Origin of the sequence: Paraburkholderia nodosa, assembly GCF_001718195.1 — a bacterium.
In the GTDB taxonomy this organism is placed as follows: Bacteria; Pseudomonadota; Gammaproteobacteria; order Burkholderiales; family Burkholderiaceae; genus Paraburkholderia; species Paraburkholderia nodosa_A.
Genome location: NZ_MCNV01000014.1, coordinates 34,368 through 55,575 on the forward strand (window position 1 = coordinate 34,368; position 21,208 = coordinate 55,575).

Sequence of the window (21,208 nt, forward strand, 5' to 3'; positions counted from 1 at the left end):
CAAACTCGCCCGGAACCGATATTCCGACGAGACACCCTCAAGTATGGGGATTGAAGTCGACTCGCACTAGCCGGTCAAACAAGATTTGTTGGAGTTATTTTTGAATAAGAATCGTACCCGATGCGGCGCGCGTGCATGGCGTAACCTATGATGGTTCGAGCGCAATGAGCCGGCAAACCGTGAGGGCACCAGCACCATGGACAGGACAGAGCGGACTATCAAGTGGCGCAGTTTGCCAAATGTAAGCAACGACGCGAACGAGCCACGCAATCCATTGCCTGCGGTCTGTGACGTCTCAGTGACGAACGTTTGCAACGCTGCATGCGACTTCTGCGGCTTTTCTCGTGAGAAGAAAATGGCAGGTCCGCGCCGCTATCTCGATCCCGATGCGTTCGAGCGTGCGATGCCGATGCTGCGCAGACGCAAGATTCGCTACATGACGCTGCAGGGCGGAGAGCCTCTGGTGCACCCGCAAATCGAATCGCTCGTAGGCTCGGCCACGAAAGCCGGCATCCAGTGCGGCGTGATCACGAACGGCTGGTTCCTTCCCCGCCACATCAAGCAGCTGGCTGACGCCGGCCTCAAGCGTCTCCTGATCTCGATCGATAGCGCGGACATGAGCGAGCACGAGCACAATCGCGGCCTGCCCGGCCTTGCGGCCCGCATCCGCGAGGGCATCACCCAGGCGCATGCTTTCGGCATCCCGGTTTGCGCAACGGTTACGGTGAGCCGTCTGGTCCGTTACGCAGCGCTTCCCGAGACGCTCAATCAGCTTGGCTTCGATTCCGTGGTGTTCTCCTACCCAAGGCGCGACGCATTCGGTTCCACATCGCTCGTTTACGACGAAAATTCGAAGCTCGTCGACCTCAGCCGCGACGAACTGCTCGAAGCATTGAGTGCCATCGAGGCCCTCAAAAAGCGCTTTCGCGTGATGGACCCGGGCGCTGCACTGGACGAAGTCGCGCGGTTCGTGCGCGGCGAACAGCAACTCATTCCGTGCATCGCCGGGAGCAAGTATTTTTATATCGACTGGAATCTCGATGTCTGGCGTTGCGAACCGTGGCATGAGCCCATGGGCTCTGTGTTCGACCTCGACCGCCTGCCCGATCAACGCGAACCGTGCAACGCCTGCATGATGGGGTGCTACCGCCATGCCAGCGTGCTGATGCACGGCGCCAAGGCCGTCACTGACTCGGTCTATGCGCTCGGCAGGGGCGAGCTTCGCAGTGCTGTCAGCTTGTTGTTCCAGCGCGGCGTGGCGTATTCGCTGTGGTCACTCGCCACCGAAGAACTACCTCGAACGGCGCTTGGCGCACTGGCAGGACGGAGCGGCGCACGCCGTTCATCGCCGCAAGGCGCATGAATCGAGGCTACGGGCAAATCACCGTCATGTTGAACGGGCCGCCGTTCGCCGCCGCGTGCGCGACGGCCTCGTTCGCATCGTCGAGCGCGAAGGCCGTCACGTCGAAATGGCGCAGATCGAGCAGTGCCCCGTTAATCAAACCTGTCATGAGCGTCACGGCTTGCGTGGGGTACATCCATTTGCCCCGCACCGTGATGTCATTGCGCATGATCCACGGATAAGGCAGTTCGAGCCCGGCGCCACCGAGCATGCCGACCCCGCCCATCAGGACCACGCGCCCGTATGGGCGGACCGCCATCACCGCGGCGCGCACCGTCGTCGCCGGAACCGATGGCGGCATCAGGTCCATTACGCAGTCGATCGGCCCAGGCGCCGCCTGTTGCATGCGCTCACGGTCCGTTGCTTCGTCGCCGGAAAGCGCCACGGTCCGCACGCGCTCGCCGAAGTGGCGCGCCAGTTTGTCGAGCGCCTGTACATTGCGCCCGGGGGCTACGACGCACCGCGCACCCATGGCGAGCGCGACCGCGACGCACGCGCTGCCGAAGTTGCCGGTCGCGCCGCTCACGAGCAGGATCTCGCCCGCCCGCAGATCGGACGCGAGCAGCCCGCCATAAGGCACGAGCAGCGTATTGAGCGCACACCATCGCGCAGCGTCGGCCGGATCGATGTCGCCGATACGCACCGCGTTTTCGGTCGGCACCCTAAGCTGTTCCGCGAACGGGCCGTCATGAAAATAGCGCTGCAATTTCTGGGCGCCCTCGCCCCGCGCGCTCCAGCCCTGCAGCACGATGTCGGGCATGAGCGCGTCGTCGCGCGCGCGCACCGTCGGATCGCAGAACACCCAGTCGCCCGGTTGCAGTTTCGTCGCATCCGGGCCGACGGTCCGGACCCGGCCGATCGCGCCGCAACCAGGCACGATCGGCAGGTCGATGGGATAGCGGCGTTCTCCACTAAACACTTCCTGCGCATAGGACAACACCGGCGCCGCAACGACGTCCACGACGACCTCGCCAGTGCCGGCGGTGGGGTCCGGTATCTGTTCGATCGTGAGCGGCGCGTTGAGGGTTTTCAGAATGGCAGCTTTCATGGCGCTTCCAGAAGGGGGACCGAGCCGATTCTGGCAGGCTTAGAATGGGCAACAAGGCCCGCTGCGATCCCAGGATTGCGCAGTCCCACCCACCCTGCACGAAGCGAACGCGATGACCGCCACGACACAAACCCAATTCGGCGATTTTCTGCGCTCCCGGCGCAAGAAGCTGAGCCCCGACGACGTTGGCCTTAACGGCGGCCGGCGCCGCCGCACGCCCGGCCTGCGGCGTGAAGAAGTCGCGGAACTCGCGGGCATCGGCGTCGACTGGTATGTCCGGCTCGAGCAGGGGCGCGCGGTCAGCCCTTCGGCTTCGACGCTCGATGCACTTGCCCAGGCACTGCGGCTCGACAAGGCCGAAGCCGCCCATTTGCGCGCGCTCGCGCAGCGCGGCGAGGCGCGCGTCTTCGCCCGCGAGAGCGTGCCGCCGACCCTTGCGCGGATCGTCGCCAGTCTCGGTCTGCCCGCTTACGTCACGGGCCGGCGCTGGGACATCCTCGTGTGCAACGAGGCCGCCTCCGATCTGCTTGGCTTCGATCGCCTCGCTGCGGCAGATCGCAACATCATGATCTACATGTTCATCGAACCGGAGGCACGGCGGCTCTTTGGCGCGGGCTGGCCCGATGAAGCGCGCCGCATGATCGCGCTGTTTCGCACGAGCCACGACCTCCATGCAGGCGACCCGGCGTTCGTCGAACTGGTCGAGCGCCTGCGTTCAGGCAGCGAGGAATTCGTGAGGTGGTGGAGTGCGCACGACGTGCGCAGCGGCGCATCGGGCCAGAAGGTCCTGGCGCACGCGAAGCACGGTACGCAGCGCTACGAGTACGCAACGTTTCAGGCGAACGACGATCCGGCGCTGAAACTCGCGATTTATACGCCGGTCGACACGAATGCCGTCTAGCCTAGCGCGGCAACCAGCGTATGGTGCGCCCGCTTGCCGGCATGGTGTTTGACGCTCTGCCGGTGCGCACCGGACGTCGGGGCGCTCGGGTACGATGCGAGCCGCACCCTGACGCCGTGCGAACGCGCGAGCATCGAATAGTGATGATGCGCACGGGCGCTTGCGTAATAGCGCGGTTCCACGACCGGCGTGTCGTCGCCGTTCAGCCATCGCCGTATCGTGACGAGATCGGCAGAGCGTCCCCACGAGGTTCGCGAGCCGAGCAGCGCAATCATGACCTGCCCGTTCGGCATGTTCGCATCGACCACGATGCAGCGCCCCGCCTCGCGGATATAGCCTGTCTTTGCGACCAGCACGTCCCAGTCGGCTGAGCTCACTATCGGGTCGGTGTTGTGATAGAACCGCGTCCTCGTGCCGATCGCCTCTTCGTAACGGGGAAGCGTCGTGTATTCGCTGATCAACGGATAGCGCGCCGCGGCGTCCGCCATCTTCACGACATCGCGCGCCGTCGAGAGATTCTCGGGCGAGAGCCCGGTTGGATCGTCGAAGTGCGTACTGGCCATATTCAGCGCGCGCGCCTTTTCATTCATCTGCCGGATGAACGCCGCCTGGCCGCCCGGGAACGCATGCGAAAGCGCGGATGCAGCGCGGTTCTCCGACGCCATGAGCGCAAGACGCAGCATTTCTCCTCGCTCGAGCGACGCACCGATAGGGATGCGGGACCCCGTATGCTTGAGCCGATCGATGTCGTCGTTGTCGACGGTCACCGTGTCACCCAACGGCTGGGCGCTGTCCAGCACGACCATCGCCGTCATCAGCTTGGTGAGCGACGCGATCGGCTGGGCCTCGTCGGCGTTCTTTTCGAGCAGGACTTCGTGGCGCGCGACGTCATACACGATCGCGCTGTGTGAATGGAGGAATGGCGTCTCGCTCCACGCGACGAACGGCGCCGAAGCGAGCAATAGCGCGCTGAGGAATTTTTTCATGGCGTTCACACCCTGGGACGGCAATCAGGCGATGGCGGGTCCAACGTGCAACTGATCCCCAACGATTCAACTGTAGTTGCTCGTTGCACGAATGAGTGTGGGAAAGAGGACAGAATTCTTGCCCTTCACGCCGAGTATTTAGCGGCTTGCGAAAATTCCTCGGGCGTCAGCGAAACCGCCCGTTTCATGGCGTCAGGCAGACAGCCGTTCGACGATCTCATCGAACGAAGGCCGCCTGTCGACCTGCTCGGCGAAACAGTCTGCAATCAGCGCATCGAAGCCGGCGTCGCGTTCATTAGCCTCTGCGGCCAGACGTTGCGCGAGTTCTTCCAGCAGACAGCCGAACGCACGCACCTCGATGCGCTCGAGCGCCTGGGACTGTGCGCGATCGTCGATATCGTGAAAGGACGCCGCGCCGAAGTCGCCGAGCAATACGTGCCCTGAGCCGTCGTGCAGGATGTTGTGCGCATAGAGATCGCCGTGCATGATCCCGCGCCCATGCAGATGCCGCGCCGCCGACGCGATCCCGCGTGCGATCTGCAACGCAACCGGCCTGTCGAACAGAACATCGGCTGCGTAGACGTCCCGCGTACACGAGTCGAGGCTCGGCGGCCCGGCGAGATTGACGAACGACGGAGGGATCAGTTCCATCACGAGGCCGTGCTCGCCCAGCGGATGACCCGTGATCTTGCCGAGCACCGGGATGAGGTTCGCGTGCGGCCCGGCTTGCAGGCACGCCGCCATTTCCAGTTCCGGCAAACCGTCGCTCGTCACCGCGCCCTTGAACAGCTTGACGGCGACCGCCTCCACCGGATGCCCGTCGCGCAGGAGACGCGTCGCGCGATGCGTCACGCCCGATGCGCCCTCGCCGAGCGTTTGTCCGAGTGCGAGCGTATGCCAGTCGATATCGGGCACCGGCGAATCGGCCAGCGCCACCTGCTCGCGCACCACGTTCAGCGGATTGCCGGCGTAGGCGAGCCACGCCAGGCGCGGCAGGCGCAACAGCCAGTCGGGCAAGGCGTCGAGCCGGTTCGCCGAAATCCGCAGCAGCTCGAGCCGGCTGCACGCGGCCATCGTCTCGGGCAACGAGCGCAGCCGGTTGCCGGCAAGCATCAGCTTCTGCAGATTCGGACGTTCGCCGATTTCGGGCGGCAGCGCGTCGATGTCGTTATCGGTCAGGATCAGCCAGCGCAATTGCGGCGGCAGCGCGCGCCCCGTAACGCGGCGGATGCGGTTCGCCTTGAAGCCGACCATGCTCAGCGATTCGCAGTCGCCGAGTACAGGCGGCAACTCGGTGAACGGGTTGTTCGAAGCGAACAGTATGCGCAGACGGCGCAGCCTCGGCAGGTCGTCCGGCAGCGACGTGAGCGCATTGCCCGAGAGGTCGAGCACCTCGAGGGTGTCGGCGAGATCGAAGATTTCGCGCGGAAATTCGGTCAACCCGCAAGCGAGCTTGAGCTGTCGTGCGCCGGCGAGTTGCCCGTCACGCAGTTGTTCGAGAGTAGCGGTCTTCACGCGTGAATTGAATCGAGTAATGGCAAGGAAGTCGCAAGCGCCGCTGCACAACGCAGCGCCGACCATCGCAATTCTAGCGGGTGACTCGCCTGGACTGCATCCTGGGCCGCATTTCCGACTGCATGTTTCAGGAATGCGCCGGGTCGCTTGCGGCAGCCTGCTCAGGCACGCTCGACGTGGACCAGCCGCCGCCCAGCACCTTGTACAGCGTGACCTGATTCGAGAGCTTCGCCAGCTCGTCGGTGACGAGTTGCTCCTGTGCCGTATAGAGCGTGCGCTGCGCTGTGAGCACGGTCAGGAAGCTGTCGGTGCCGGTCTTGTAGCGCGCCTGCGCGAGGTCGTAGTAATCCTGCGCCGATTTCACGTAGTCGCGGTCCGCCGCGACCTGCTCGACATAGGTCGCGCGCCCCGCCAGTGCGTTCGACACTTCCTTGAACGCCGTCTGGATCGCCTTTTCGTAGTCGGCCACGTCGATATCCTTCTCGATCTTCGCAACGTCGAGCGACGCCTTGTTGCTGCCGTAATCGAAGATCGGCATCGTGATCGTCGGCGCGAAGGTCCACGCACCCGTGCTCGCCTTGAACAACTGCGAGAGGCTCGTGCTAGCCGTGCCGGCGCTCGCCGTCAGCTCGATCTTGGGAAAGAACGCCGCGCGCGCGGCGCCGATGTTCGCGTTCGCCGCCTTGAGCGTATGTTCCGCCTCGATGATATCGGGCCGTCGCGCGAGCAAGTCGGACGGGATGCCCGCATCGACGTCCGCGAACATCGCGTCGCTCTCGAGCAGAGTAGGCCCCGTGGCGAAGTCGTCGGGCAACGGACAGCCGATTTCGGCGATCAGATTGTTGCGGTCCTGCGCGACCGCGCGCGTGTATGACGCCACGCTCGCGCGTGCGCTCGCAAGCGACGTCTGCGCCTCGCGCACGTCCTGAAGCGACGCGCTGCCGATCTTCATCATGCTCACCGTGAGGTCGTAGGTGTTCTGGTCGGCCGCGGCGGTGTCGGTCGAAACCTTCAGCAAGGTCTCATCGGAGAGCAATTGCAGATAGTCGGTCGCGACATCGGCCACGAGCGAAAGCTGCGTGCTCGTGCGCGAGGCCTGCGTCGACAGATAGTTCTCGAGCGCCTGGCGCTTGAGGCTGCGGATGCGCCCAAAAAAGTCGATTTCCCACGACGTCGTGCCGACGGAAACGGTATTCGAGTGGCTCACCGCGCCGTCGGTGCGCGTGTTCGTGAGCGAGCCGCCGGCGTCGATCGTCGGCGCCAGCTCCGCGCGCGTGATGCGGTACTGCGCCTCGTACTCGGCCACCTGCAGCGCCGCCACCCGCAAGTCCCGGTTGTGGTCGAGTGCGAGCGCGATCAGTTCCTGCAGGCGCGAGTCCTTGAAGTAATCGCGCCAGCCGACGTCGGCCGCGTTCGGCGCCGCAGGTGATGTCGAGGGCGTAGCCGCCGATGCACCCATAGCGTACGCGGCGCCCGTTGGCCAGGCGGTGGCGACCGGCGCAGCGGGCCGTTGATAAACCGGGTCGAGAGAACACGCACTCAATGCTGCCGCACAGAGCACGGACAGAAGCTTCAATTTCATTCCTGGTCCTTTGCGTGCTGCACGGCTTCGCCGTCGCCATGCTCCTTGAACAGCCGGCGCACGACGATGAAGAACACGGGCACGAAGAAGATGGCGAGCGCCGTCGCCGCGATCATCCCGCCGGCGACGCCGGTTCCGATCGCATGGCGCGCGGCCGAGCCCGCGCCGGTGCTGATCACGAGCGGCAGCACGCCGAACACGAACGCCAGCGATGTCATCAGGATCGGCCGCAAGCGCTGGTGCGCCGCCTCGAGCGTGGCCTCGACGAGCCCACGGCCCTGCTCCTGGAGGTCCTTCGCGAATTCGACGATCAGAATCGCGTTCTTCGTTGCGAGGCCGATTGTCGTCAGCAGGCCGACCTTGAAATAGACGTCGTTCGACAGCCCGCGCAAATGCGCGCCCAACAACGCGCCAAGCACGCCGATCGGCACCACGAGAATGACCGCGAGCGGCACCGACCAGCTCTCGTACAGCCCCGCGAGGCACAGGAACACCACGATCAGCGAAATCGCATACAGATACGTGGCCTGCGAACCGGCAAGCACTTCCTGATACGACTGCCCCGTCCACTCGATGCCGAATCCGGTGGGCAACTGCCTCGCGAGATTTTCGACGGCGGCCATTGCCTGGCCGGTGCTCACACCGGGCGCGGGCTGTGCGCTCATCTGCATCGCCAGTTCGCGGTTGTAGCGCTCGATCTGCGGCGGCCCGAACGTCCAGCGCGTGGTGGCGAATGCGGAGAACGGCACCATCTGGCCGTCGTAGCCCGACGTCGTCGTGGACGTCGTGGACGTTGTAGACGTTGAAGCCGAAGTCGAACTCGACGACGAACTCGAGGATGACGAAGTACTCGACGACGACGAATCCGCGCGCACATACCATTGCCCGATGTCGTCCGGCATCATCCGGTACGGTGCGTCCGCCTGCACGTAGACCTTCTGGATCCGCCCGGTATCGATGTAGTTGTTCACGTACGCGGAGCCGAACGCGGTGGAAATCGTCGTGTCGACATCGGCGATCGACAGCCCGAACGCACTCGCCTTCTCGCGGTCGATATCGACGTAGAGCTGCGGTGTATCTTCGAGGCCGGCCGAGCGCGTCATGGCGAGCGACGGTTCCTTCGCGGCCAGCGCAAGAAACTGGTTGCGCGCCTTCAGCAGCTTGTCATGCCCCTGGCCCGCGCGGTCCTCGATCTCGAAGTCGAGGCCGCTTTGCGTGCCGAGACCATGAATCGCGGGCTCGTTCATCACGAAGATCTGCGCATCGCGATTGCCCGCGAAGACCGCGTTCGCGCGATTGATCACCGCCTGCGCGCTATCGTTCGACCCGCGCTGGCTCCAGTCCTTCAACTGCACGAACGCCAGCGCATTATTCTGCCCTTGCCCGTTGAAGCTGAAACCGTTCACGGCCATCACGTGCGTTACCGCGGGCTGCTTCAGAAAGTATTGCTCGACGGCTGCCACGGTCTGAAGCGTCTTCGAAGAAGGCGTGCCGACCGGCGCCGAAATCGATACCATGATCGAGCCCTGATCTTCCTCCGGCAGATACGACGAAGGCAGCGTCACGTACAGAATGCCGACCACGCCCGCAATGAGTGCATAGCCGAGCATCCAGCGCGCGGGCCTGGCCACCACGCGCGCAAGCGTGGTGCTGTAGCGCGCGTTGCTCTTCGTGAAGAAGCGATTGAACGCGCCGAGCAAGCCGCGGCTCTGCGCATGTTCGACGGCCGACGGGTTCAGCAGGCTCGCGCAGAGCGCGGGCGTGAGCGTCATGGCGAGCAGCACCGAAAGCACCATCGCCGAAACGATAGTGACAGAAAACTGGCGATAAATCGCGCCGGTCGAGCCGGAAAAGAAGGCCATCGGGATGAAGACGGCGGTCAGCACCGTCGTCACGCCTACGAGCGCGCCGGTGATCTGGCTCATCGCTTTCTTCGTGGCCGCCTTCGCGTCGAGCTTTTCCTCGGCCATGATGCGCTCGACGTTCTCGACGACGACGATCGCGTCGTCCACGAGCAGGCCGATCGCGAGCACCATCGCGAACATCGAGAGCACGTTGATCGAGAAGCCTATCGCCGACATCACGCCCAGCGTGCCGAGCAGCGCAACCGGCACGACGATCGTCGGAATCAGCGTCGCACGCAGGTTCTGCAGGAACAGATACATCACGAGGAACACGAGGATCACCGCTTCGACGAGCGTCTTCATGACCTCCTCGATCGAGATCTTCACGAACGGCGTGGAGTCGTACGGATACGCAATCGCCACGTCTTTGGGCAATTGCGGCTGCAGCTCTACGAGCTTCGCGCGCACGGCCTTCGCGACCGCCATGGCGTTCGCACCCGTCGAGAGCTTGACGGCCAGCGCGGCCGCCGGCTTGCCGTCGAGCCGCGAGGACGTATCGTATGAATCGCCGCCCACCTCGACGCGCGCGACGTCCTTGAGCCGAACCTTCGAGCCGTCGCTGTTCACGCGCAGCAGAATGTCGCCGAACTGGTCGGCAGTCGTCATCAGGCTCGACGCCGAGATCGTCGCATTGATCGCCTGGGAGTCCGTAGCAGGCGCGCCGCCGAGTTCGCCGACGGAAAGCTGCACGTTCTGATTGGTGACCGCTGTCGTCACGTCGGACGCAGTGACGCCGAAGCTGCGCAGCTTCACGGGATCGAGCCAGATCCGCATGGCGTGCTGCGCGCCAAAGAGCGTGACGTCGCCCACACCGTTGATCTGGGTAAGCGGGTCCTCGATCTGCGTGGCGATGACATTGCCGAGGTCGATCGAATCGAGCGTGCCGGCCGGCGACGAGAGCGCGACGATCATCAGAAAGTCGCTCGACGCCTTCGCCACCTGCACGCCCTGCTCCTGCACCGTCTCCGGCAGCGAGGCGGTGGCCTGGGTCACCTTGTTCTGGACCTGCACCTGCGCGATGTCCGCATTGGTGCCGGGCCTGAACGTCAGGTTGATGGTCGCCTGACCCGCGCCGCTGCTCGTCGACGACATGTACAGCAGGTTATCGATGCCGGAAAGCTTCTGCTCGATCACCTGCGTGACGGTCTTCGCGACCGTGTCGGCGGAAGCGCCCGGATAGGTCGCCGTGACCTGCACCGAAGGCGGCGCGATGGTCGGATATTGCTCGATCGGCAACGTGGTGGTCGCCGCAGCGCCGATCAACATGATGACGATCGCAACGACCCATGCGAGGATCGGGCGCTGAATGAAGAAACCTGCCATGCGCCCTCCTTACGACTTCGCAGCAGACGCAGCCGCGGCTGCGGTGGCCGAATCCGCGGCCACGTGAACCGCCACGCCGGCCTGCACCTTTTGCAGCCCGCTCACGATCACGCGATCGCCGGCTTGCAATCCGCTCGTGACGATCCACTGGTCTGCATAGGCACTGTCCGCGTGTACCGCAACCTGCTTCGCGTGTCCGGTCGCATCGACGACCCATACGCTCGCGCTGCCGTCCGAAGCGCGCGTGACCGCGAGTTGCGGAACGAGCAGCGCGTTCGTGCTCTCGCCCTCGTCGAGCTGCGCGCGCACGAACATGCCGGGCAGCAGTTCGCCGTCCGGGTTTGGGAAGACCATGCGCAGCGTCACCGAGCCCGTTGTCGCGTCGACGGTGATGCCCGAAAACTGCAGCACGCCAGCGTGTGCGTATGGCGTGCCGTCCTCCATCACGAGCTGCACCGCCGCGCCCGTGCCCGACCGCTTGAGCCGGCCCGAGGCAAACGCCTTGCGCAAGCGCAGCCAGTCGGCGCTCGAACGCGTGACGTCGAGGTACATCTCGTCGTATGCCTGAATGGTGGCGAGCGCCGTGGTCTGCTCTGAAGTCACGAGCGCGCCTTCGGTCACCGACGAAGCGCCGATGCGGCCCGAAATGGGCGCCGTGATCCGCGTGTAGCCGAGATTGATACGCGCCGACTCGAGCGATGCGCGATCCGCGATCACGTCAGCCTCGTCCTCGCGAACGGCCGCGATCGCATCGTCGTTGTCCTGTGCGCTGACCGCGTTGATCTTCACGAGCTGGGCGTAGCGATCGGCTTTCGTCTTCGCGGAAGCGAGCGTTGCCTCGGCCTTCGCGAGCGTGCCGCGCGCCTGATCGTACGTCGCCTGGTAGGTGGCCGGATCGATCTGGTAGAGCACCTGCCCCGCCTTCACGTCCGAACCCTCGACGAAGAACCGCTTCTGCACGATGCCGCCGATTTGCGGCCGCACATCCGAGACCTTGAGAGACGAAAGGCGGCCCGAAAGCTCGGCCGTCATCACGATGCGCTGCGGCGCGAGCGTCTTGACGCCGACTTCGACGCTCTGGCTGGCGGGGTTAGCGGGCATCCCGGCGTCGTGACGTTGACAGCCGGCGATCAATATGGCGGTCGAGCAGAAAAGCGCCGCGCCGAGGCGTTGGCCTTTCCTGTTCCATCCCTCTCTTGCATGAATCTGTTGTGGCATATATTCCATCGAATCGTGCGTTGACGCGCCCTGCCAGAACAAGGCAAGGCGCAAAGCCATTGACTCGTAGTACTAAGCGGTTGAAGTCTTGCAGCCCGGAAAGGCTGATGCCTCGTTGCGCATCAACTTCGAACCCTGAATTAATGTCCCGGTCACATAACTAAACTGAACGGTATGGTTTATAATGGAACGATCGATGACTGTCAATCGCCTTGCCCGGCAACGAATGTTTCATTCCATGACGGACGAGGGTATTGGCGTGGACGCTCGCGTCCCAGGCCCGAGAACAAGTGAGGAAGGGAGACCCGATGAGAAAGAAGACCGAAGAAAAGCGTCAATCCATCATCGAAGCCGCGCTGGCAGTGTTCCGGGACGTCGGCTTCGAGCAGGCGTCGATGACGCAAATCGCGGCTCGTTCGGGCGCGTCGAAGGCGACGCTGTATAGCTATTTCGAGTCGAAGGAGGCGTTATTTGCTGAAACAATGACGAGCCGCGCCGGAAGGGAAATCCGGCATGCGTTCAGTCAACTGACGCTCGAAATGCCGCTGGGCGAGTCGCTCGTCGCGTTTGGGGTCCACTTCCTGACGGCCGTGCTGCAGCCCTCTTTTCTCGCAACGCGCCGCCTGTGCTACCAGGAGGTCGACCGGTCGAACGTGGGCCGAGCCTTGTATGAATCGGGTCCAAAACGGGGCTTGATGCACGTGCGCGACTTTCTGGCGAGCGCGATCGAGGCGGGCACAATCCGGCCGTGCGATCCAGGCGTCGCGGCGCGACATCTACTGGCGCTTCTCGAAGCCGAGTTGGTCGAAATTGCGACGCTAGGCTATGAGGTCAAGGCCTCGCGCGCGAAATTGCTGGAGGTCGTGAACCGGGCAATCGATGTATTTCTCGCGGGCTATGCCGTGACAGCGCCGCAAGCGAACCGCAAGGGTCCGCAGAACGCAAAATGATGGGGGGATTCGCGAGCGCAAGCCCGCATCAGCAAGGCGCAACATGCGGAATCATCGCAGCTTGCCCGTGCAGCACACCCGTTTCGTCGATCAGTTGCCATACGGTCGCGCGCTCGATCCAGAAGCGCTGCCCCGACCTCGTGATGCGGATGCCGCGATAGTCTTTCACGAAGCCTTCGCGCGTCACCGAATCGAGAAATGCCTGCCGCTCGCTACGCTCGGGCGCCTGCGCGGAAAGACGCGAAGGCAGCGCCGTGATTTCGTCCCAGTCGTAGCCGAAGATCGCTTGCGCGCGACGATTGCCATACATGAATACGGGGTCCGCCTGCGTGCCGTGCGCAAGCAAGCCGAACGGCGCGCGTTCGTAGAGCCAGGCCGCGCCCTCTGTGTCGCCCATGCCTTCGGGCACGAGCGCGACGCCCAACAGGCGGCGATAGCTGTTCGCGAGAAGGCGAAATAATTCGGTATCCGTGTTCGGCGACATTCAGACTGGCTCCTTCGAGTCGAGGGGTTGCTTGCGCGTTGCGCAATTCTATCAACCGCTTGTAAAAACCCGCGCCCTGCCTCACGATCCGCCGTCTCGATGCGCCAACTACGGACATCCACGATGTCTATCTGCACTTGCACCCGAATCCGGCTTGCTTCGGGTGAAGTGGTAAACGCCATCGACATCAGTGGCCGAAGCGGCCTCGTGTATCGGCGCAATTCGCAGACCGGTCAGATCGAAGCGCTGGAAAGTGCGAGAAGCTGGGTGTCGCTGCATCCGTCGCTTCACCGTCCCTCGCCTCAACGGTATCTCGTCACGCCAGACAGCCGAGGCTCGATTCGAAGCGTTTGAAGGAGAGGCCGATCTCTAATTCGCCGCGCCGCACGCGCATGGTGTTCGCAACGGCTTACGTATGACGAAAGACGGCGTAATCCGCAAAAACTCAAGAACAGCAGACTTGAGCCGTAATAGGGAAGTCGGCGCGTCATGCGCCTTGCATTTTTAGCCATTCGAACCCCATGAAACTCAGCCGCAAGATTCCCCTCGCCTTCGCCGCGTCGCTCACCCTCATGTCGGCGGGTGCGTTCTACGGCATCCACACGCTCAACCAGGCGATCGATACCTACCGCACCACCGTGCAGGACGCCGCCGCGAACGAGCGCATGGTGTCGGCCACGCTCGTCGAGTTCAAGCTGCAGGTGCAGGAGTGGAAAGACACACTCCTGCGTGGCAAGGACCCGCAAAAACTCGATCGTTACTGGAGCGCGTTTCAGAAGCGCGAGCGCACCGTGAACGATCTCGCCGCCGGGCTCGAAACGAAGCTGCCCGAAGGCGAAGCGCGCACGCTCGTCGCGCAGTTCGCCGAGGCGCACGAGGCGATGGGCCAGGGGTACCGCAAGGGCTTCGAGGCGTTCAAGGCGGCGGGCGCCGATCCTGTTGCGGGCGATACCGTGGTCGCCGGCGTCGATCGCGCGCCCGCCCAACTGCTCGACCGCGCCGCACAGATCATTGCCGCCACCAACGCGCAAGTGGCCGCCCAGGCCGCGGTGCAGGCCGCGCACGCCACCATCGTGAGCGCCGTGCTGATGGTGCTCGCGTTCCTGCTCGCGCTGGCGGGCGGCGTGCTGTTCAGCCGTACTGTCACGAGCCCGCTGGGCCGTGCCGTGGACTTCGCGCGCGAGGTCGCCGACGGCGACCTGTCGACCGATCTGCATGCACATGGCGACGACGAGACCGCGGAACTGCTCACGGCGCTTTCGAAAATGCAGACGAGCCTCGCACGCGTGGTGAGCGAAGTTCGCGCCAACGCCGAAGGCGTGGCAACGGCGAGCGCGCAGATTGCCTCGGGCAACCAGAATCTGTCCTCGCGCACCGAAGAGCAGGCTGCATCGCTTGAAGAAACGGCCGCGAGCATGGAGGAGCTGACGTCGATCGTACGCATGAACGCGCAGAACGCGGAGCACGTCAGTTCGCTCGCGGGAACGGCGGCGCAGACCGCGGCGCGCGGCGGCACGGTGATGCGAGGCGTGGTCGGCACGATGCAATCTATCGCGGACAGTTCGAGCAAGGTCGGCGAGATCATCGGCTTGATCGACGGCATCGCGTTCCAGACCAACATCCTTGCGCTCAACGCCGCCGTCGAAGCGGCGCGTGCGGGCGAGCAAGGCCGCGGTTTCGCCGTTGTCGCGGGCGAGGTTCGCACGCTCGCGCAGCGCAGCGCGAGCGCGGCGCGCGAGATCAAGGCGCTCATCGAGCAGTCGAAAGTACACGTCGAAAGCGGATCGTTCCAGGTGGCCGACGCCGGCCACATCATCGACGAGATCGTCGAAGCCGTGCAGCGGGTTTCCGGGACCGTGCAGGAGATTTCGACGGCGTCGCGCGAACAGTCGACGGGCATCGAGCAGGTGAACATCGCCGTCACGCAAATGGACGAGGTCACGCAGCAGAACGCGGCGCTCGTGGAGGAGGCTTCGGCCGCGACGTATGCGCTGGCTGAGCAGGCGCACGCGCTTCGCGAGACCGTGTCCGCGTTCAGGCTCAGGGAAGGCGCCATTGCCTGACTTCGAGCGATTGCCGCGCGCGCCCTGGGGGACATAAGCGCCGCGTTCTCTCGCTCTGAGCCTGCTCCCCGGCTGGTCTGTGCAACGCAGACTGGCCGTAATTGACTGGCACGCCCGGCCGCGGCGCGCCTTGCGGCTCGGGCAACCGCCGCCGCCGGTTCGCGCTCCAATTTTGTGAGGCGATACGCCGCACTGAAACTTCGCTCCCATTGCTTGAAAGCAAATCTTACGGAATGTAAACTTGATGCAAGCTTTGGATTCGGACGCAGTCTTCCCGAGGCTTCCCTCGAAGCTCGAGTCAATCCATCGATAACTTAGTCATCCTTTACTTCCTTGCCATGGAGAAAACCATGAACTCGTACATCAACCGACTCAACGCCACGTTCGCGATCGCCGGCCTCCTCATGATGGCGCCGTTCATGGCCATGGCCCGCTTGCCAGCGCCGAGCGCTGTCCCGCATGGCGAATCTCTCGTCAAGAAGCGCACGTCGAACCGCTTCGCCGATGAGGAGCGTCGCGCCAGCGAATCCGGTGGAAGTGAATCCGTTAGTGAGTGATCAACATTCCTAAGTAAATTCCATCTCACTTCCTCTTTTCTTGAACGCTATTTGGAGCATTCACCATGAAAGCGAAAGTCACGACACTCTTCATTATTGCCGCCCTGCTCGCCACGACAGGCACCGCGTTCGCATCGCAGCCCGAACACCGGCCTGGCAACCCGCCGCCTACGTCGATCGAACGAGCCAACCGTCCGGTCGGTGCGATTCCGCATCGCGACTGGCATCGTGGCGACCGCCTGCCGCCTGAATACCGTGATCGGATTTTCGTGGTCGAAAACTGGAATCAGCATGGCCTGAAAGCGCCCCCGCGTGGCTACCACTGGGTCGGCGTAGCCGGCGACTACGTGCTCGTTGCCAGCGCGACCGGCGTGATCTCGACGGTTCTGACCGCCGGCAGCCATTGATCATGCCGTTGTCTTTCCACGATATGCCCGCTCTTCGCCGCAACGCGGCCAAGGGCCGGCAACCAGCAGCGACCTGAAGTCGAGCCGCAACGACGGCAAAACAACTAACTCTCGCAAATCCCCGGCACGGCAACTTTCTGGAAGATATGCGGCGACGCGATCACCGAGGAAGGATAAGCGGCCAGACTCGACCGGAACGCCGGCGCAGAGAATGCCGCCCGAAAATGCGCCGTGGATTCCCACACTGCGTAATTCATATAAGCCGGTTGCTCTCCGATCGCGCGGTGGAGTTGCGTTGAAATAAAGCCGGCTTGCTGCTTCATGTGCGCAGCGTCTTCCTGCCAGGCCTCCAGAAACTTCGCCTCATCGGCCAGATCCAGTGTGAAAACGTTCACGAGCACAACGGGCTCGGCGTCAACGGCAAGTTGACGTTCGATCGGGAAAGAAGGATCAAGCGGTCGCAATTGCAGCATGGTGCACTCCAGAGTCTAAAAGCATGATGTCAACCGGTCATGGCCAATATATAGTAAATTGACATGATGATGTCAACTTAGAAATAGGGTGCCATATGCGCGAACTCGCGAGAACACCGGTCGGCGAACTCCTGTCGGGCATCATGCTCGAGCTCTTCCGGCTCAATAGCGGACTGCTCACCTCGGGCGACCGCCTGGTCGAGGGCCTCGGCCTCACGAGCGCACGCTGGCAGATGCTCGGCGCCATCAGGGCCGCGCAACGGCCGCAGCCGGTGGCCTGGATTGCCCGCGATCTGGGGGCCAATCGGCAAAACGTGCAACGAATCGTGAATGACCTGGCCAACGACGGTCTGGTCCGCTTCGAGGCCAACCCTCACCACCGCCGCGCGCAGCTTGTCGTTTTGACCGACGAGGGCCGGCAAGCTTTCGAAGCGGCCATGCGTCTTCAGGCCCCCTGGATAAACCAGCTCTCCGCTGGCGTGACCGCCAGCGAAATCAAGACCTTGCACCGCGTCATCACGAAATTGCAGTCGAATCTGGACCAAATGGCCGGAGCCGACGAGCCGGATTGATCGACAGCGCTGCTTGCGCATGCAATGTGCTACAGCAGGGCATCGTTACCATCCGCGAGGCGAGGCCCACGCATGTCGACCATTGCCCTCATTGTCGTGACGGTCGCGGTGACGCTCGTCGTCATCCTGGTGATCGCGAACCTCACGAGCGGCGAAAAGAAGATCGAGCACAAGATCGACCGGCTTTACGCGAGCGACAGTCCGCAGTTCATCCGCTCGATGGGGCTGCTGCTCGGGCCGCCCGTCGTGGGAGGCAATCGCTTCGAGGTGCTCGTGAACGGCGACGAGATCTTTCCGTCGATGCTGGCCGGCATCCGCGCGGCGCAGCACACCATTACCTTCGAGACCTTCATTTACTGGTCCGGCGCGATTGGCGAAGAAGTCGCCCGCGCGCTGTCCGACAAGGCGCGCGCGGGCATCGCCGTGCACGTGCTGCTCGACTGGGTCGGCTCGTCCAAAATGGACAAGCGTTATCAACGCATGCTGCGCGAGGCGGGCGTCCAGCTCGTCCTGTATCACAAGCCGCACTGGACGGGCCTCGGCCGCATGAACGACCGCACGCACCGCAAGTTGCTGGTGATCGACGGACGCATCGGTTTTACGGGCGGCGTAGGCATCGCCGACGAATGGACCGGCCATGCGCAGGACGAAAAGCACTGGCGCGATACGCACTTTCGCATTGAAGGCCCGGCGGTCGGACAGATGCAGGCGGTCTTCATGGACAACTGGGTCAAGTCGACGGGCAATGTGCTGCACGGCCCGCAGTACTTTCCCGCGATCGACGCCGCGGGCAACGGCCTCGCGCACGTGTTCAGCAGTTCGCCCTCTGGCGGCAGCGACGACATGGAGTTGATGTACCTCATGGCGATCACCGCCGCGGCGCGCTCCATCCATTTGTCGACGGCGTACTTCGTGCCGGACAAGCTGACGATCAACGCGATCGTCGAGGCGGCGAAGCGCGGCGTGAAGGTGCGCATCATCACGCCGGGCAAGCGCATCGATACTCACACGGTGCGCGAGGCCTCGCGTGCGTGCTGGGGCGACCTGCTCGCGGCCGGCGTGGAGATGTACGAGTATCAGCCGACGATGTTCCACTGCAAGCTGATCGTCGTCGACGAATATCTGGTGTCGGTCGGCTCGACCAACTTCGACAGCCGCTCGTTCAAGCTCAACGACGAGGCCAATCTCAACATCTACGACCGCGATTTCGCGCGCCAGCAGACGGCCATTTTCGATGCCGACGCTGCCCTCGCCAAACGCATCACGCTCGAAGACTGGCGCCGCCGGTCGTTACGGGAAAAGCTGCTCGAACACGCAGCCGCCCTCCTCGATTCGCAGTTGTGACGCCTCCCGCGAGCGCCGCGCCGCCAATCGACAAGAAAGCGAAGATCGCCGACAATCGGTGCCCGACATTGGGCTGTCGACAAAGCAAACAGAAAAAAGGGACCGCAATCCATGCTGCACATCGAGGATCTGGCCAATCCGCCCGAGGGGTTTCTGCGCGACGAGCCGGAGGGAGCGGAGTTTTACCAGGCCTTTCAGACGGCCCGGCTGGATGATTTCAGCTTCGGTTATTTCGCCGTGTACCGGGACAGCGCGCTCGTTACCGTGGCGCCCTACTTCGTGATGGATTTCCGGCTCAACACCCTCCTTCCCAGCGGCTGGCTGAAGCAAAGCCTGAGCTGGATCCGCTTCAAGCTGGCCTGCATCGGGCATCCGACCGTCGATGCCGGCCGCATCCAGGGCGAAGTCTCGCAGGAGACGCTCGCGGCCATCAGCACGGCGCTTGCGAAGAAAGGGAGCCTGCTCGCGTACAAGGGTTTCACCGAGGACTTGCCGCTGCGCGGCTTCGTGGCGGCAAAAGGCCTGCCCGTGCCGGTGCTGTCGATCGGCCCGGACTACTACCAGGCCATGAAGAGCGACCGCAGGAACCTGCTCAAGCGTAAGCTGAAAAAGGCCGCCGCACTGCGCTATGAAGAATGCGCGGGTCTGCCCGATCACCTCGTCGCCAGAGTGTATGAGTTGTATCTGAACACCTGGCAGAAAGCCGAGTTGAAGTTCGAGAAGCTCACGCCGGAGTATTTCGCCAATACCCGCAGCCTTAGCCATTATCTGCTGTACTTTCTGGACGACGAGTTGATTGGCTTCACCCAGTTGATCGGCAAGGGAAGGCACCTCGTCAACCGCTATATCGGGCTCGACTACGCCAGGAGCCAGGAGTACGGCTTGTACTTCGCCATGTTCATTCGCACGGTCGAATTCGGCATTCGCGAAGGTTTCGAGGAAATCGAGCTGGGCGCGACGTCCTATGAGTTCAAACGCATCCTCGGCGCCCGCCAGATTCCCACCTGGAATCACTACCGGCACAACAACGCGTTGGTCAACTGGCTGCTCGGCAAGCTGCGCAGCGTGCTGGAACCGTCGGAGTCCGAACTGCGTTAGCGCCCGACCGATTGGTTCGGTGCGTCCCACCTGCCGGCAACACGCGTTACAGGCGATAATGTGCCAAACGCAATCGACTTGAGAAACGGAGTGAGAATGAGCAAGCAAGGCTTCACCACTGGCATCGTTCACGGCGACAGGATCGCGGGCACCGAGCACGGCGGCGTGCGCCAGCCGATTCATACGTCCGTGCAATATGGTTTCGAGCGCGTCGAGGACCTGATCGGCGTATTTCAGGGCACGAAGAAAGGGGGTTTCAACTACGCGCGGCAAGGCACTCCCACGACGGCGGCTCTCGAGCGCAAGATCACGAGCCTGGAAGGCGGCACCGGCACAGTCTGTTTCAGCACCGGCATGGCCGCGATCACGGCGACCTTCCTCACGCTGCTGCGTGCGGGCGATCATCTCGTGTCGAGCCGCTATGTGTTCGGCAACACCAACAGCCTGTTCGGCACGTTGCGCACGCTCGGCGTGGAAGTCACGACCGTCGACGCCAGCGACGCGGAAAACGTGAAGAACGCCATCCAGCCGAATACGCGCATGGTGTTCGTCGAAACCATCGCGAATCCGGGCACGCAGATTCCCGACCTGCAAGGCATCGGCGAGCTGTGCCGCGAGCGCGGCATCGTCTACGTCGTCGACAACACGATTACCTCGCCCGCCTTGTTCCAGCCGAAGGCGGTCGGCGCGAGCCTCGTCATCAATTCGTTGACGAAGACCATCGCGGGCCATGGCGCCGCGCTCGGCGGCGCGGTGACCGATACGGGCCTGTTCGACTGGAGCACGTATCCGAACATCGCCGACGACTATCGGCGTTCGGCACCGAAAGATCAGGGGCTCCTGCAGATCCGCAAGAAGGGCCTGCGAGACATGGGCGCGTCATTGTCGTCCGAGCAGGCGCACGCCATCGCCATGGGCGCGGAAACGCTCGCCCTGCGCGTGAAGCAAAGCAGCGACAATGCGCTCGCGCTCGCACAGTTTCTCGAAGGCCACGAAGCCATCGGCAAGGTGTTCTATCCGGGCTTGAAGAGCCATCCGCAATACGAGGTTGCCCATGCGCTTTTCAAGGGCGCGTCATGGCTGCTCTCGTTCGAACTGCTCAACGCGGAACGCATGATCGACGTCGTCAACGCGCTCGAACTGCCGATCAAGGCGACCGGCCTCGGCGACACGCGCACGCTCATCATCCCCGTCGCGCCGACGATCTTTTTCGAAGCCGGCGCAGAAACGCGCAAGGCGATGGGCATCTCCGACGGCATGCTGCGGCTTTCGGCGGGCATCGAAGATATCGACGACCTGATTGCAGACTTCTCGCAAGCGCTCAAGCTGGCAGCATAACGCCGGGAGCGTCGATGTCGTGAACAGGGCCAGCACTCGCTGG

18 protein-coding genes are annotated in these 21,208 nt (G+C 63.4%); 10 read left to right on the forward strand and 8 right to left on the reverse strand.

The features are described from left to right. The first annotated feature begins 196 nt into the window (after nucleotides 1-196). Entirely contained in the window at nucleotides 197-1,363 is a 1,167-nt protein-coding gene (locus tag BFD71_RS22735; protein ID WP_069266577.1) for a radical SAM protein, read from the forward strand. A 7-nt stretch (nucleotides 1,364-1,370) separates the two neighbouring features. Here the strand turns inward: BFD71_RS22735 and BFD71_RS22740 are convergent, their stop codons facing one another. Next, the gene (locus BFD71_RS22740; protein ID WP_069266578.1) at nucleotides 1,371-2,450 is read right to left on the reverse strand and encodes an MDR/zinc-dependent alcohol dehydrogenase-like family protein; all 1,080 of its coding nucleotides are present in this window, start codon (nucleotides 2,448-2,450) and stop codon (nucleotides 1,371-1,373) included. A 112-nt stretch (nucleotides 2,451-2,562) separates the two neighbouring features. On the opposite strand from BFD71_RS22740, the gene BFD71_RS22745 reads away from it, so the two are divergent. Beyond that, entirely contained in the window at nucleotides 2,563-3,351 is a 789-nt protein-coding gene (locus tag BFD71_RS22745; protein ID WP_069266579.1) for a helix-turn-helix transcriptional regulator, read from the forward strand. On the opposite strand, the gene BFD71_RS22750 is transcribed toward BFD71_RS22745, so the two are convergent. The 5 genes from BFD71_RS22750 to BFD71_RS22770 all read right to left on the reverse strand — a co-directional run bounded on the left by BFD71_RS22750 (nucleotide 3,348) and on the right by BFD71_RS22770 (nucleotide 11,879). Further along, nucleotides 3,348-4,337, reverse strand: coding sequence for a D-alanyl-D-alanine carboxypeptidase family protein (locus BFD71_RS22750; RefSeq protein ID WP_083245409.1), 990 nt, complete (start codon nucleotides 4,335-4,337; stop codon nucleotides 3,348-3,350). The genes BFD71_RS22745 and BFD71_RS22750 overlap by 4 nt on opposite strands. Nucleotides 4,338-4,529: 192 nt before the next feature. Beyond that, entirely contained in the window at nucleotides 4,530-5,852 is a 1,323-nt protein-coding gene (locus BFD71_RS22755) for a leucine-rich repeat-containing protein kinase family protein (RefSeq protein ID WP_069266711.1), read from the reverse strand. Between the two features lie 127 nt (nucleotides 5,853-5,979). Beyond that, nucleotides 5,980-7,434 carry an efflux transporter outer membrane subunit gene (locus tag BFD71_RS22760; RefSeq protein WP_069266580.1) on the reverse strand — a complete coding sequence of 485 codons (1,455 nt, stop codon included), beginning with the start codon at nucleotides 7,432-7,434 and terminating at the stop codon, nucleotides 5,980-5,982. Continuing rightward, a complete protein-coding gene (locus tag BFD71_RS22765; RefSeq protein WP_069266581.1) occupies nucleotides 7,431-10,661 on the reverse strand; it encodes an efflux RND transporter permease subunit in 3,231 nt (1,076 codons plus the stop codon). The genes BFD71_RS22760 and BFD71_RS22765 overlap by 4 nt, the downstream gene beginning before the upstream one ends. Before the next feature lie 9 nt (nucleotides 10,662-10,670). Continuing rightward, nucleotides 10,671-11,879, reverse strand: coding sequence for an efflux RND transporter periplasmic adaptor subunit (locus BFD71_RS22770; protein WP_176732941.1), 1,209 nt, complete (start codon nucleotides 11,877-11,879; stop codon nucleotides 10,671-10,673). 308 nt (nucleotides 11,880-12,187) lie between these two features. Between BFD71_RS22770 and BFD71_RS22775 the strand changes: the two genes are divergently transcribed. Beyond that, on the forward strand, nucleotides 12,188-12,829 hold the full coding sequence (locus BFD71_RS22775; RefSeq protein WP_069266582.1) for a TetR/AcrR family transcriptional regulator: 642 nt from the start codon (nucleotides 12,188-12,190) through the stop codon (nucleotides 12,827-12,829). Nucleotides 12,830-12,857: 28 nt separating this feature from the next. Here the strand turns inward: BFD71_RS22775 and BFD71_RS22780 are convergent, their stop codons facing one another. Then, nucleotides 12,858-13,313, reverse strand: a complete 456-nt coding sequence (locus tag BFD71_RS22780; RefSeq protein ID WP_069266583.1) for an MEKHLA domain-containing protein — start codon at nucleotides 13,311-13,313, stop codon at nucleotides 12,858-12,860. A gap of 521 nt (nucleotides 13,314-13,834) precedes the next feature. Here BFD71_RS22780 and BFD71_RS22785 point away from each other — a divergent pair. The 3 genes from BFD71_RS22785 to BFD71_RS22795 all read left to right on the forward strand — a co-directional run bounded on the left by BFD71_RS22785 (nucleotide 13,835) and on the right by BFD71_RS22795 (nucleotide 16,340). Beyond that, a complete protein-coding gene (locus BFD71_RS22785; protein ID WP_069266584.1) occupies nucleotides 13,835-15,376 on the forward strand; it encodes a methyl-accepting chemotaxis protein in 1,542 nt (513 codons plus the stop codon). A 350-nt stretch (nucleotides 15,377-15,726) separates the two neighbouring features. After that, a complete protein-coding gene (locus BFD71_RS22790; protein WP_069266585.1) occupies nucleotides 15,727-15,933 on the forward strand; it encodes a hypothetical protein in 207 nt (68 codons plus the stop codon). Nucleotides 15,934-15,998: 65 nt separating this feature from the next. Further along, the gene (locus BFD71_RS22795) at nucleotides 15,999-16,340 is read left to right on the forward strand and encodes an RcnB family protein (protein WP_069266586.1); all 342 of its coding nucleotides are present in this window, start codon (nucleotides 15,999-16,001) and stop codon (nucleotides 16,338-16,340) included. 104 nt (nucleotides 16,341-16,444) lie between these two features. On the opposite strand, the gene BFD71_RS22800 is transcribed toward BFD71_RS22795, so the two are convergent. After that, nucleotides 16,445-16,813, reverse strand: a complete 369-nt coding sequence (locus BFD71_RS22800; RefSeq protein ID WP_176732942.1) for an antibiotic biosynthesis monooxygenase family protein — start codon at nucleotides 16,811-16,813, stop codon at nucleotides 16,445-16,447. A 95-nt stretch (nucleotides 16,814-16,908) separates the two neighbouring features. On the opposite strand from BFD71_RS22800, the gene BFD71_RS22805 reads away from it, so the two are divergent. The 4 genes from BFD71_RS22805 to BFD71_RS22820 all read left to right on the forward strand — a co-directional run bounded on the left by BFD71_RS22805 (nucleotide 16,909) and on the right by BFD71_RS22820 (nucleotide 21,165). Further along, nucleotides 16,909-17,385 carry a MarR family winged helix-turn-helix transcriptional regulator gene (locus BFD71_RS22805; protein WP_069266587.1) on the forward strand — a complete coding sequence of 159 codons (477 nt, stop codon included), beginning with the start codon at nucleotides 16,909-16,911 and terminating at the stop codon, nucleotides 17,383-17,385. 72 nt (nucleotides 17,386-17,457) lie between these two features. After that, the gene (gene cls / locus BFD71_RS22810; protein ID WP_069266588.1) at nucleotides 17,458-18,729 is read left to right on the forward strand and encodes a cardiolipin synthase; all 1,272 of its coding nucleotides are present in this window, start codon (nucleotides 17,458-17,460) and stop codon (nucleotides 18,727-18,729) included. Nucleotides 18,730-18,840: 111 nt separating this feature from the next. Continuing rightward, complete coding sequence (locus BFD71_RS22815; RefSeq protein WP_069266589.1) at nucleotides 18,841-19,827, forward strand: GNAT family N-acetyltransferase; 987 nt, start codon at nucleotides 18,841-18,843, stop codon at nucleotides 19,825-19,827. Between the two features lie 96 nt (nucleotides 19,828-19,923). Continuing rightward, nucleotides 19,924-21,165: a cystathionine gamma-synthase family protein gene (locus tag BFD71_RS22820; protein WP_069266590.1), complete on the forward strand. Its 1,242-nt coding sequence runs from the start codon at nucleotides 19,924-19,926 to the stop codon at nucleotides 21,163-21,165. Nucleotides 21,166-21,208: the final 43 nt, after the last annotated feature.

Bases quoted from the DNA above. Each gene is read 5' to 3' on its own strand.
- BFD71_RS22780 (WP_069266583.1), bottom strand. From the start codon at position 13,313: ATGTCGCCGAACACGGATACCGAATTATTTCGCCTTCTCGCGAACAGC.
- BFD71_RS22805 (WP_069266587.1), top strand. From the start codon at position 16,909: ATGCGCGAACTCGCGAGAACACCGGTCGGCGAACTCCTGTCGGGCATC.
- BFD71_RS22750 (WP_083245409.1), bottom strand. From the start codon at position 4,337: ATGAAAAAATTCCTCAGCGCGCTATTGCTCGCTTCGGCGCCGTTCGTC.
- BFD71_RS22800 (WP_176732942.1), bottom strand. From the start codon at position 16,813: ATGCTGCAATTGCGACCGCTTGATCCTTCTTTCCCGATCGAACGTCAA.
- BFD71_RS22820 (WP_069266590.1), top strand. From the start codon at position 19,924: ATGAGCAAGCAAGGCTTCACCACTGGCATCGTTCACGGCGACAGGATC.
- BFD71_RS22785 (WP_069266584.1), top strand. From the start codon at position 13,835: ATGAAACTCAGCCGCAAGATTCCCCTCGCCTTCGCCGCGTCGCTCACC.
- BFD71_RS22740 (WP_069266578.1), bottom strand. From the start codon at position 2,450: ATGAAAGCTGCCATTCTGAAAACCCTCAACGCGCCGCTCACGATCGAA.
- BFD71_RS22735 (WP_069266577.1), top strand. From the start codon at position 197: ATGGACAGGACAGAGCGGACTATCAAGTGGCGCAGTTTGCCAAATGTA.
- BFD71_RS22775 (WP_069266582.1), top strand. From the start codon at position 12,188: ATGAGAAAGAAGACCGAAGAAAAGCGTCAATCCATCATCGAAGCCGCG.
- BFD71_RS22760 (WP_069266580.1), bottom strand. From the start codon at position 7,434: ATGAAATTGAAGCTTCTGTCCGTGCTCTGTGCGGCAGCATTGAGTGCG.
- BFD71_RS22770 (WP_176732941.1), bottom strand. From the start codon at position 11,879: ATGCCACAACAGATTCATGCAAGAGAGGGATGGAACAGGAAAGGCCAA.
- cls (WP_069266588.1), top strand. From the start codon at position 17,458: ATGTCGACCATTGCCCTCATTGTCGTGACGGTCGCGGTGACGCTCGTC.
- BFD71_RS22790 (WP_069266585.1), top strand. From the start codon at position 15,727: ATGAACTCGTACATCAACCGACTCAACGCCACGTTCGCGATCGCCGGC.
- BFD71_RS22795 (WP_069266586.1), top strand. From the start codon at position 15,999: ATGAAAGCGAAAGTCACGACACTCTTCATTATTGCCGCCCTGCTCGCC.
- BFD71_RS22765 (WP_069266581.1), bottom strand. From the start codon at position 10,661: ATGGCAGGTTTCTTCATTCAGCGCCCGATCCTCGCATGGGTCGTTGCG.
- BFD71_RS22815 (WP_069266589.1), top strand. From the start codon at position 18,841: ATGCTGCACATCGAGGATCTGGCCAATCCGCCCGAGGGGTTTCTGCGC.
- BFD71_RS22745 (WP_069266579.1), top strand. From the start codon at position 2,563: ATGACCGCCACGACACAAACCCAATTCGGCGATTTTCTGCGCTCCCGG.